12 protein-coding genes and 3 tRNA genes are annotated in these 10,309 nt (G+C 71.6%); 11 read left to right on the forward strand and 4 right to left on the reverse strand.

Annotated features, from left to right (window positions below):
- Window positions 1-101 precede the first annotated feature (101 nt).
- Window positions 102-590: a YajQ family cyclic di-GMP-binding protein gene (locus ABT085_RS37895; RefSeq protein ID WP_351618883.1), complete on the reverse strand. Its 489-nt coding sequence runs from the start codon at window positions 588-590 to the stop codon at window positions 102-104.
- A 234-nt stretch (window positions 591-824) separates the two neighbouring features.
- Here ABT085_RS37895 and ABT085_RS37900 point away from each other — a divergent pair.
- From ABT085_RS37900 to ABT085_RS37910, 3 genes are all read left to right on the forward strand, one after another.
- Window positions 825-906, forward strand: a tRNA-Tyr gene (locus tag ABT085_RS37900).
- Between the two features lie 127 nt (window positions 907-1,033).
- A complete protein-coding gene (locus ABT085_RS37905) occupies window positions 1,034-2,404 on the forward strand; it encodes a hypothetical protein (protein ID WP_351618886.1) in 1,371 nt (456 codons plus the stop codon).
- Window positions 2,394-2,948 (forward strand): NUDIX hydrolase, encoded by a 555-nt coding sequence (locus tag ABT085_RS37910; RefSeq protein ID WP_351618889.1) that lies wholly within the window; start codon window positions 2,394-2,396, stop codon window positions 2,946-2,948. Before ABT085_RS37905 ends, ABT085_RS37910 begins: the two co-directional genes overlap by 11 nt.
- Window positions 2,949-3,188: 240 nt before the next feature.
- On the opposite strand, the gene ABT085_RS37915 is transcribed toward ABT085_RS37910, so the two are convergent.
- Complete coding sequence (locus ABT085_RS37915; protein ID WP_351618897.1) at window positions 3,189-3,503, reverse strand: hypothetical protein; 315 nt, start codon at window positions 3,501-3,503, stop codon at window positions 3,189-3,191.
- A gap of 129 nt (window positions 3,504-3,632) precedes the next feature.
- Here ABT085_RS37915 and ABT085_RS37920 point away from each other — a divergent pair, with 129 nt between their 5' ends.
- Window positions 3,633-3,845 (forward strand): hypothetical protein, encoded by a 213-nt coding sequence (locus ABT085_RS37920; protein ID WP_351618900.1) that lies wholly within the window; start codon window positions 3,633-3,635, stop codon window positions 3,843-3,845.
- Window positions 3,846-3,923: 78 nt separating this feature from the next.
- Here ABT085_RS37920 and ABT085_RS37925 read toward each other — a convergent pair whose 3' ends face one another.
- A complete protein-coding gene (locus ABT085_RS37925; protein WP_351618903.1) occupies window positions 3,924-4,580 on the reverse strand; it encodes an NAD(P)H-binding protein in 657 nt (218 codons plus the stop codon).
- A gap of 168 nt (window positions 4,581-4,748) precedes the next feature.
- Window positions 4,749-6,062, reverse strand: coding sequence for an amidohydrolase family protein (locus ABT085_RS37930; RefSeq protein WP_351618906.1), 1,314 nt, complete (start codon window positions 6,060-6,062; stop codon window positions 4,749-4,751).
- Between the two features lie 446 nt (window positions 6,063-6,508).
- On the opposite strand from ABT085_RS37930, the gene ABT085_RS37935 reads away from it, so the two are divergent.
- The 7 genes from ABT085_RS37935 to ABT085_RS37965 form a co-directional block, all read left to right on the forward strand.
- Window positions 6,509-6,581, forward strand: a tRNA-Thr gene (locus tag ABT085_RS37935).
- Between the two features lie 46 nt (window positions 6,582-6,627).
- Window positions 6,628-6,700, forward strand: a tRNA-Met gene (locus ABT085_RS37940).
- A gap of 90 nt (window positions 6,701-6,790) precedes the next feature.
- Complete coding sequence (rpmG, locus tag ABT085_RS37945) at window positions 6,791-6,955, forward strand: 50S ribosomal protein L33 (RefSeq protein ID WP_003948671.1); 165 nt, start codon at window positions 6,791-6,793, stop codon at window positions 6,953-6,955.
- Window positions 6,956-7,075: 120 nt separating this feature from the next.
- Window positions 7,076-7,528 carry an FAS1-like dehydratase domain-containing protein gene (locus ABT085_RS37950; protein WP_351618909.1) on the forward strand — a complete coding sequence of 151 codons (453 nt, stop codon included), beginning with the start codon at window positions 7,076-7,078 and terminating at the stop codon, window positions 7,526-7,528.
- A 7-nt stretch (window positions 7,529-7,535) separates the two neighbouring features.
- Complete coding sequence (locus tag ABT085_RS37955) at window positions 7,536-7,964, forward strand: MaoC family dehydratase (protein WP_351618912.1); 429 nt, start codon at window positions 7,536-7,538, stop codon at window positions 7,962-7,964.
- A gap of 148 nt (window positions 7,965-8,112) precedes the next feature.
- Window positions 8,113-8,682 carry a TetR/AcrR family transcriptional regulator gene (locus ABT085_RS37960; RefSeq protein ID WP_351618914.1) on the forward strand — a complete coding sequence of 190 codons (570 nt, stop codon included), beginning with the start codon at window positions 8,113-8,115 and terminating at the stop codon, window positions 8,680-8,682.
- 167 nt (window positions 8,683-8,849) lie between these two features.
- A partial coding sequence (locus tag ABT085_RS37965; protein ID WP_351618917.1) for an MFS transporter occupies window positions 8,850-10,309 on the forward strand: 1,460 nt, incomplete at its 3' end.

Below are 10,309 nucleotides of genomic sequence, written 5' to 3' on the forward strand. Positions count from 1 at the left end.
CCCCGCGCCCCCGGGGGGGGCGGGGGCGCACCCCCCGGGCCCCCCCCCCCCCACCGCGTCCGCCCGACGCCGACGCGCCCGACGCGCCCGACGCGCCGGAACTACCGGTAGTTCACGAACTGAAGCGCGAAGTCGAAGTCCTTGCCCTTCAGCAGGGCGATGATGGCCTGGAGGTCGTCACGGCTCTTGGAGCTGACGCGCAGTTCGTCGCCCTGCACCTGGGCCTTCACACCCTTCGGACCCTCGTCGCGGATGATCTTCGCCACCTTCTTGGCGTTCTCCTGGGAGATGCCCTCCTGGATGTCCGCGAAGATCTTGTACTCCTTGCCCGAGAGCTGGGGCTCACCCGCCTCCAGCGCCTTCAGCGAGATCCCGCGCTTGATCAGCTTGGACTGGAAGACGTCGAGGACGGCCTTCACGCGGTCCTCGGAGTTCGCCTCCATCAGGATCTTCTCGCCGGACCACGAGATCGAGGCACCCACGCCCTTGAAGTCGTAGCGCTGCGAGATCTCCTTGGCGGTCTGGTTGAGGGCGTTGTCGACCTCCTGCCGCTCGACCTTCGAGACGATGTCGAAACTGGAGTCGGCCATGTCCTGTGGCTCCTTGTATCTGAGGGCGAATCGGGTCCGTACCGGCTGCGTACCGCCGTACACGGGGCTGCCGCCGAGCCCGCCGGGGATCGGGGCCGCATCCGCACAAGCCTAGCCACCCCGCCCCTCGCGGGTGGCGATCAATCGGGTGGCGAAGCACCCCTCCTCATCGGGTATTGTTTACGTCGTTGCCAGGGAACACCGCCGACAGGGGGTGTGAAGGGCAGCAACCCCGGCGGTGTGCCCGAGCGGCCAAAGGGAGCAGACTGTAAATCTGCCGGCTTCGCCTTCCCAGGTTCGAATCCTGGCGCCGCCACACTGGGGAAAACCCCCTTCGATCAGCCTCTACGGCAGATCGAAGGGGGTTTCTTCGTTTTCGACTCTGTTCGATGCGGCACCTGCTGAACTGGCTCATGCATGGACGCCATAGAAGGGGCTGACACATGACCGCGGTCCTCAGCACGTGGTGGGACAGCGTAGGACAGCGGACCAGGCTGAGCGCCCGGGCGCCCGGGGCCACCGCTCCCATGGAGCGACCGACCTCGCTGGAGCGGGCGGAACTGCTCGGGCGGCTGCGTTGGGAGGTCATCCAGGGCGGCTCCCTTTTCCTGACCTATCCCCAACTGCTCGATGGCGCCGCCTTCGCGGTGCTCCGGCCCGCCGCACTGCTCGACGAGCTGGCCGTCCGGGCGATCGGCGGTGGCGCGGTGCTGCCGATCCGGGTGAACTCCCGCAACGCGGACCTGGCCGGACAACTGATCGCGATGCTCTCGACCGGTTTCCTCTTCTCCTCCCTCCCGGTCCCCGACGAACAGTGCCTGCGGCTCCAGCGGGAACTCGCCGTCCGCGCGGACGGCGAGGCCGCGGCCGCAGCCCTCGCCGCGGAGGGGCCCGTCGGCATGGCGGACCGGTTGCTGGCGGCGACCGGTGTCCTCGACACGCCGTTACGGCGGCGCACCGTCGCCCGGTGGCGGGACTGGCTGGAGGCCGCAGAGCGCGGACTGCTGGAGGTCAGCCCCCTGGTGACGGCCGATTACGCGACCGCGTACGCGCTGCGTCCCCCGCCACGCCCGGAGGAGGCGGCGAGCGACGAGGGCCGGGCGGTGCTCGCCGCCTGGACCGGCGGGGAGTTGGACGTGAACGGCCTGCCCAGCCGCAGCCGCCTGTACGAGAGCCTTGCCCCCCTGCTGCGCTCCGGTGACCCCGCGGAGCGAGCCGACGCACAGACACTGCGCGAGTCCTTCGACGAGACGTACTACCGGGCCATCGCAGTGAGCGAGGGCTGCTCGCTCGGGCTGGCCTCGCCGCGACGCGGCATCCGGCGCCGAGAGGCGGCGACGCTGGTGGAGCAGACCCCGGTCGTGATCTATCCGACCCGCTTCGAGCTGCGGCTCGGCCTGATGAGCGGGGCGCAATGGCAGCGCTACACGGATGACGCGGCCGACGCCCTGGCCAACTGGTGGCACCGGCGTGACCTCGCGGCACTGCAGGAGGTCGGCGATCTGCTCGCGGAGCGTACGAAAGAGCCGCCGGCCGCAGGCGCGCACGAGGTGCCGGTGACCCGTCTCCAGCGGTTCGTACGGTCCGCGAAGGGGGTCACCACTCAGACGGTCGCGGGCGGCGGAATGAGCCTGGCGACCAGCCTGCTCGGCCAGGGGATGCCCGAGGCGTTCGCCGCCGGCGCCGGCGGAGCGCTCGCGCCGGCCGTCGTCGCGGCCGTCTCGGCGGGTGTGACCCGCCTGGCCGACTTCCGAGGGCGGTACGACGTGATAGAGCTCCCCGAAGCGACAAGGGGAGGGTCCGATGGACACTGAGGCGCCACGCACGCACACCCGCAAGGCCTACACGGACGCCGACGGCGGGCGATGGTGCGAGGTCCACCTCGACACCTACCGCTTGCCGTCCGGCGCCGAGACCGTCCGGCACCGGATCCGCGTCGGCGGTGGCCGCACCGGAGTCCTGATACTGGTCCGACGAGGCGACGACATCCTGCTGGTCCGCCAGTGGCGGCCGACGATCGGCCGGTGGGCCTGGGAACTCCCGCGCGGCTTCGGCGAGACCGATCCGGTCTCCGACGCGCTGCGCGAACTGGCCGAGGAGGCGGGACTGGTCGGTTCGACAGCGGCTGTGGTGGCGTACCTGGACGTCGACTCCGGCATGCTGGAGAACGAGGTCGCCGTCGTCGAGGTCTCGGTCCAGGGCGACGCCCCACTGCGCCCCGACTCGGCGGGCGACGGCGAGATCGCCGCCGCGCGCTGGTGGAGTCCACGCGAGATCGCACAGGCGATCCGCGCGGGAGAGCTGCGGGACGCCTTCACGCTCGCCGCGCTCGGGGCATCCAGCGCGGCCCGCGGTTAGGGCCTTTCGTTTGGATCAGGCCGGCCATGACCGGCCTGGCTGTCCGGCCGACCCGAGCGGGGTGTGATGCGCGTGCCACACCCCGCGCCGCCGGGCTGATCCAAACGACAGGCCCTAGCCCCGGGGAGATCAAGGGCTCGGGACCCGCGGCGAGCAAGGGCCCGTGAGCTGCGTGACGGCAGGTCACGAACCCTTGGCCGGGCGGGTCGGCGCGTGGTGCGCCGGTCGGCTCAAGCGGTGTCAGCCGTCCGTTCGGCCGGCCTTTCCGTGCTCCTCCAGGGTCTCCTCGGGCTCGGGGCCCGCCGCCTGCCTCACGTCCGCCTCGACGTCGCTGCGCGACCTGCCCTCGCCCTTTGCGTAGTCGGTCACGGAGGCCTGTACGTCCCGTGCCAGGTCCCGCCAGGCCCGCCAGGCGGTCTCGTACGTGTCGGTCTGCTGCTGCGTCCACGACGCGGTCGTGGGGGCGCCGTAGGTGTCCCGTAGCTGCAGGACCCTCAGATGCGCCTCGTCCGCGGCGCGCTGTTTCTCCACGAGTTCCTCGAAGGTGTCTGCCACGTGCACGGAGCCTAGGTACGCGAGCGGGTTTCCGCGCGTCGGCGCCCGCGACCCGCCCGAGCGCCGCCGGTACGGACGTATCCGCACAGCGGTTGTGCCGTCAGGACCCGTGCAGGGCACACTGATTCCATGTCCGCCCGTCGTAGAAGCTGCCCCGAGTGCCGTCGCGAGATCGCCGTGGTCGCGGGCCGGTACGCCCGGCACGACCCGCCCGGGGCGCGGGAGAACGGCGCGCTCACCTCGTGTCCGGGCTCGCGCCGGGCCGCCGAGCTGGGCGCGGCCCAGCCCACGCTGGACGGGTACGCCGTGCCGGAGTTCCCCGGTCAGATGCCGCTGTTCTAGGAGGCGGGTGCGGGTTTTCCGGAACCTGCCCGTGCCGTACGGCCGTTCGGGGGATCGCGGCGGCCGTATGCGGGGTGCTCAGTTCCCCGCCACCGACTTCACCGCGACCGACACCGGGGTCGACCCGCCGATCAGCTCCAGGACCAGACCGGCCGTCGCCGGAGTGTCCACCAACTCCGCGAGTACGGCGGCCACGTCGTCCCGCGTCACGGAACCGCGCCCGGTGTGCGCCTCCAGGCGGACCAGGCCGGTGCCGGCGTCGTCCGTCAGCGCACCGGGGCGCAGGATCGTCCAGTCCAGGCCCTGGAGGTTCTGCACGTACGTGTCGGCCGCGCCCTTGGCGCGCAGATAGACGTCGAAGACGTCGTCGCCCTCGTGGGCCGGGTCCGCTCCCATCGAGGAGACGATCACGAAGCGCCGTACCTTCGCCCGGACCGCCGCGTTCGCGAACAGCACCGCCGCGGCCTTGTCCACCGTGCCCTTGCGGGCCGCGCCGCTGCCCGGACCGGCACCCGCCGCGAACACCGCCGCGCCCGCGCCCTGGAGGTGCGCCGCGACCTCCTCGACCGAGGCCGACTCCAGGTCGAGCAGGACCGGTTCGGCACCGGCCTCCCGCAGAGCGTCGCCCTGTTCGGCCTTACGGATGATTCCCGCGACCTCTTCCCCGCGCGCGGACAGCAGCCGCTCCAGCCGCAGCGCGATCTGACCATGACCACCAGCGATGACAATGCGCATGTCTTCGACCGTACGCCCGGACAGGCGGGTCCGCCGCACGGCTTCGGCCGTGTCGCCCGCACCCGGCGGCGGCGCCGACTACGGCCCCTTCCGTGTCGACGGCCCCCTTCCGTGTCGACGGCCCCCGTCCGAGTTGACGGCCCCGTCCGTGTCGACGGCCGCCCTCGTTCAGGACACCCCGCCGCGCCCCTGCCGCGGCAGCCCCGGCTCCACAGCCGCGGCCGGGTTGAAGTACTCCCGTACCGCGCTCGTCCGGGTCACCACCCGCCCCTGGTGCACCACGATCCGGCTGTACGCCGGTGACAGCGCCTCCGTCAGCCGGCTGCCGCGCACGGCCAGGAGATCGGCCGGGAAGCCCGCCTCCACCCGGACCTCGGGCAGGCCCAGGGCGGCCCGCGCGGACGCGCTCACGGTGTCGTACGCGTCCTCGGGGTGCAGCCCGTGCCGGGAGGCCAGCAGGTAGGCCGCCTCCAGGGGGTCGCCGCGGCCCACGGGGTTCGAGACGTCCCGCAGCGCTCCGCTCCCGGCGGCGACGCGCACGCCGGCCGCGCGCAGCAGCCGCACCGGAGCGGTACCCCGCCGGTCGACGCCTCCGCAGCCGCCCTGCGGCAGGCACACCACCGTCACCCCGGCCGCCGCCAGCTGGTCCGCGACGCGCGAGACCGCCTCGACGGGCAGCCGGCCGAGGCCGCCGCAGGGGCCGAGGGTCACCCCGGGCCGCAGCCCGCCCGCCATCGCCGCGAGCCGGGCGAGGCGGGCCGGGTCGGCCGCGTCGGTGTGCAGGTCGACCGGGCAGCCGTGCTCCGAGGCGACCTCCAGCACGGCCTCGACATAGCCGGTCGGATCCACGTCCAGGTCCGGGCAGCCGCCCACCACGGAGGCGCCCATCTTCATCGCGTCCCGCAGTACGGCCAGGCCGTCGGCCCCGGCCACGCCGGTCAGCAGCCGGGGCATCGCCACCGTCGTCAGCGCGGTGAGCCCGCGCAGCGAGCGCCGCGCCTGGAGGACGGCGGTCAGCGCGCTCAGCCCCTGGACGTCGCCCACGCGCACGTGCGCCCGCAGCGCGGTGGCCCCGTGCCCCAGTTGCACCAGCGCGGCCTCCGTCGCCCGGCGCTGGACGTCCCGGGGGTCGTGCGAGACCGGTCCGCACTCGTCGGCCGAGAGCGCGGTGTCGGCGTGGGCGTGCGGTTCGGCCGGGGCCGGCAGGAGCAGATAGCCGTCGAGATCCACCCGGGCGGCGCATCCGCGGGCCGCCTCCGCCGCCAGGCTCCCGGCGGTGCCGACCGCCTCGATACGTCCGCCGCCCAGCCGTACATCCACGGCCCGGCCGTCCGTGAGCCGCGCCCCGCACAGCAGCAGGGGAGCCGAGTCGGCCTGGTCCGGATATCCCGAGTACTCCGGCCGCCCCGAGGGCTCCGACGGCGAAGAGGGGGACGGGGAGGAAGACGACGAGTGGGGCTGCTGCGGCTGGCTGTCGGGCATCGCGCTCCAAGGACTCGGGGATCGGGGCCGGCTCAGGGCCGCGCACGGACGACTGGGCGCAAGATCACGCAGAGTGAGTCGAGCCTAGGGCGGCCGTCTGCCCGCGTCGGGGAGGAGCGCAATAGTCGTACCGGTGTGGCCCTGGCACCGTTCCGCTGTGATCCTGCTTACAGAATCCCGACGTGAGCGCGGTGAAGGCGAATCGGGAGAGACGCGTGGGGCCTGTGAGTGGAACTCGTGGGGCCCGTGAGCGGAACTGTCGTATCCGCTCCGAATCCGTTTCGGCCGCGTCCCGGAGCCTTCCCGGACCCGCCCTGGACCGGTTCCGAACCCCTCCCGCATCGGCCTCGCGCCGGCCCTGGCCCAGGGCCCTGCCCGGGCCCCGTGGGCCGGAGCGGAACGGATTTGGGTGAACGGCGGCGGACCGTGTAATGTCTTCATCGCTCGCCCCAATAGCTCAGTCGGCAGAGCGTCTCCATGGTAAGGAGAAGGTCTACGGTTCGATTCCGTATTGGGGCTCTGGTGGGAGAGGTCCCCGTCGCAAGACGGGGTCCGATCGCATCAAAGCGGTGTAGCTCAGTCGGTAGAGCAAGCGGCTCATAATCGCTGTGTCACCGGTTCAAGTCCGGTCACCGCTACTGACAGTAGCCGATTGTGGGGTCGGTCCTTCGATCGGCTACTCTTTCTTGCGTTAAATCAGTCCTATCCGTTCGTCAAGGAGCACTCACGTGGCTGCCACCGACGTCCGCCCGAAGATCACGCTGGCCTGCGTGGAGTGCAAGGAGCGGAACTACATCACCAAGAAGAACCGGCGTAACAACCCGGACCGACTGGAGATGAAGAAGCACTGCCCGCGTTGCAACGCGCACACCGCGCACCGCGAGACGCGATAAATCAGGCTCGTACACGAGGCCGCCCCCGCAGTCAGGGGGCGGCCTCGTGTCGTTTCGGCCGGCCGTCGGGCCGCCGCCGATCACAGCAGTCGACAGCACATCAGCAGGAGGTGCCGGGCCATGGCGCTCGATCAGTCCTTCGTGGGGCGGACCTATCCGCCCACCGAGCCCTACGAGGTGGGGCGGGAGAAGATCCGAGAGTTCGCGGAGGCGGTGGGTGACACCAATCCGGTGTACACGGACCCGGAAGCCGCCAAGGCGTTCGGTCACCCCGATGTGATCGCCCCGCCGACCTTCGTCTTCGCGATCAGCTTCAAGGCCGCGGGCCAGGTCGTCGAGGACCCGCAGCTCGGGCTGGACTACAGCCGGGTGGTGCACGGGGACCAGAAGTTCGCCTACACCCGCCCGGTGCGGGCCGGCGACCGGCTGAGCGTCACCTCCACCATCGAGGCGATCAAGTCCCTGGCCGGCAACGACATCCTGGACATCCGTGGCGAGGTCCACGACGAGGCCGGCGAGCACGTCGTGACCGCCTGGACCAAGCTGGTGGCCCGTGCGGCCGAGGAGGCGTGAGGAACCGATGACGGCGAAGATCGCTTACGACGACGTCGAGGTCGGCACCGAGCTGCCCGCGCAGACCTTCCGGGTGACCCGCGCCGACCTGGTCCGGTACGCGGGAGCCTCCGGCGACTTCAACCCGATCCACTGGAACGAGAAGTTCGCCAAGGAGGTGGGTCTCCCGGACGTGATCGCGCACGGCATGTTCACCATGGCCGAGGCGATCCGGGTGGTCACCGACTGGACCGGCGACCCGGGTGCGGTCGTCGAGTACGGCGTCCGGTTCACCAAGCCCGTGGTCGTCCCGAACGACGACGAGGGCGCCACCGTGGAGGTCAGCGCCAAGGTCGCGGCCAAGCTCGACGACGACACCGTGCGCGTGGACCTGACGGCCATGTGCGCCGGGCAGAAGGTGCTGGGCATGTCCCGGGCGGTCGTGCGGCTGGCCTGACGGCGGCAGGCGTCCGGGCGGGCGCCGTACATGCGGTAAGGGGCGCACTCGACAGTGAGGCGCCCCTTACGCATGGAGTGGCGACCGGACGGTACGGGCCTCGGCGCACCCTTGACCAAGTTAGTGATTGAGTACTAACTTCGTATGCGTGGTCAGGATGAGTGCAGAAGAGAGGCGCGAGAGCGTCATCCGCGCGGCGACGGCCGAGTTCGCGACGGGCGGTTACCACGGCACGTCCACCGAGGCGATCGCCAGGCGTGTCGGTGTCTCGCAGCCGTACCTCTTCCGGCTCTTCCCCGGCAAGAAGGCGATCTTCCTCGCGGCCGTGGAGCGCTGCATGGCGGACGTGACCCGTACGTTCGCGGAGGCGGCCGAGGGGCTGGAGGGCGAGGAGGCCCTGCGGGCCATGGCGAACGCCTATACGGCGCTCATCACCGAGCGGCCCGAGCAGCTGCAGATGCAGATGCAGATGTTCGTCGCGGTGTCCGCCGCGGAACAGGCCGGCGATCGCGAATTCGGCGAGTCCGTACGGGCGGGCTGGATGCGCCTGTGGGACACGGTGCACCTGTCGCTGGGTGCGGAGGTCGAGGAGACGACCACCTTCATGGCGTACGGCATGCTCATCAACTGTCTGCTGGCCATGGGGTTTCCGCCCGAGCACCGGGTGTGGGAAGGGCTCTATCCGGAGGCCCGGCTCAAGGGCCGGCTGGAGAAGTGACGGGCGGGAGAGCGGCGGGTGGAAGGGGAGTCCGGTCGCGGGACGATCGCGGGGCTTTCCCATGGGTGTGAAAGTTAGTCAGCAATAACTAATTTCCAGCGGACCTCGACTGTCGGGGACGAACACGCCTCGACTGCCGGGAACGAATGAGACGCTCTGGGGGAGCGATGTCACAGCAGACCGCGGCACAGCAGACGGCGCACGGCGCACGTCGCGGGGGAACCGTGTGGGCCCTCGTCATCACCAGCGTCGCCGGATTCATGGCGGCCCTCGACAACCTCGTCGTCACGACCGCCCTGCCCTCCATCCGGGAGGACCTCGGGGGCGCGCTGGGCGACCTGGAATGGACCGTGAGCGCCTACACGCTCACCTTCGCCGTCCTGCTGATGTTCGGCGCGGCGCTCGGCGACCGCTTCGGACGGCGCCGGATGTTCCTGGCCGGGCTCGCGGTCTTCACCGCCGCGTCCGCCGCCGCGGCCATGTCGCCCGGCATCGGCTCCCTCATCGCCGCCCGCGCCGTGCAGGGCGTCGGCGCGGCGATCATGATGCCGCTGACGCTGACCCTGCTGACGGCGGCCGTGCCCGCCGCCAAGCGCGGGATGGCGTACGGCATCTGGGGCGCCGTCAACGGGCTCGCCGTCGCCTCCGGGCCGCTCATCGGCGGCAGCCTCACCGAACACATCTCCTGGCACTGGATCTTCTGGCTGAACGTCCCGCTGGGCCTGGCCCTGCTCCGGCTCGCCCGTCTGCGCCTCGCCGAGTCGTACGGCACCGGTGCCCCGCTCGACGTCCCCGGCACCCTGCTGGCCAGCGGCGGCCTCTTCGGCGTCGTCTACGGCCTGGTCCGCGGGCCCTCCGACGGCTGGACCGGCTCCCTCGTCCTGACCGGTCTGCTCGCGGGCGGTGCGCTGCTGGCCGGGTTCGTGCTGCACGGCAGCCGCGCGGCGAACCCGATGCTCCCGATGCGGCTGTTCCGCTCCCGCGCCTTCGCCGGGATCAACGCCGCGAGCATGCTGATGTTCCTCGGGATGTTCGGTTCGATCTTCCTGCTCAGCCAGTACATGCAGGGCGTGCTGGGCTACTCGCCCACCGAGGCCGGCCTGAGGATGCTGCCGTGGACCGGCATGCCGATGCTCGTCGCGCCGGTCGCCGGGATCCTCTCCGACCGCATCGGCGGCCGTCCGGTCGTCGCCACCGGCCTCTTCCTCCAGGCCGCCGGCCTCGGCTACCTGGCCTCCGTGGTCACCGCCGACGTCTCCTACGCGGTCCAGCTGCCCGGTCTGATCCTGAGCGGCATCGGGATGGCCCTCTACTTCGCCCCGGCCGCCAACCTGGTGATGTCCAGTGTCCTGCCCGAGGAGCAGGGCATCGCCTCCGGCGCCAACAACGCCCTGCGCGAGGTGGGCGGTGCGCTCGGCATCGCCGTCATGGCCTCGATCTTCTCGGCCCAGGGCGGCTACGAGTCCGCCGAGTCCTTCGTCGACGGCCTGCGGCCCGCCCTGGTCACCGGCTCCGGTGTGGTGGTCCTGGCCGGCGAGCCGCGGCAACCCCGCCGCCAGTGCGCCGAACGCCCGCTCGGCCGCGGCCACCGCGTCCGGCCGCACCCGTGCCACCGGCTCCCCCTCGG

The organism is Streptomyces sp. NPDC002265, from assembly GCF_040296125.1.
In the GTDB taxonomy this organism is placed as follows: Bacteria; Actinomycetota; Actinomycetes; order Streptomycetales; family Streptomycetaceae; genus Streptomyces.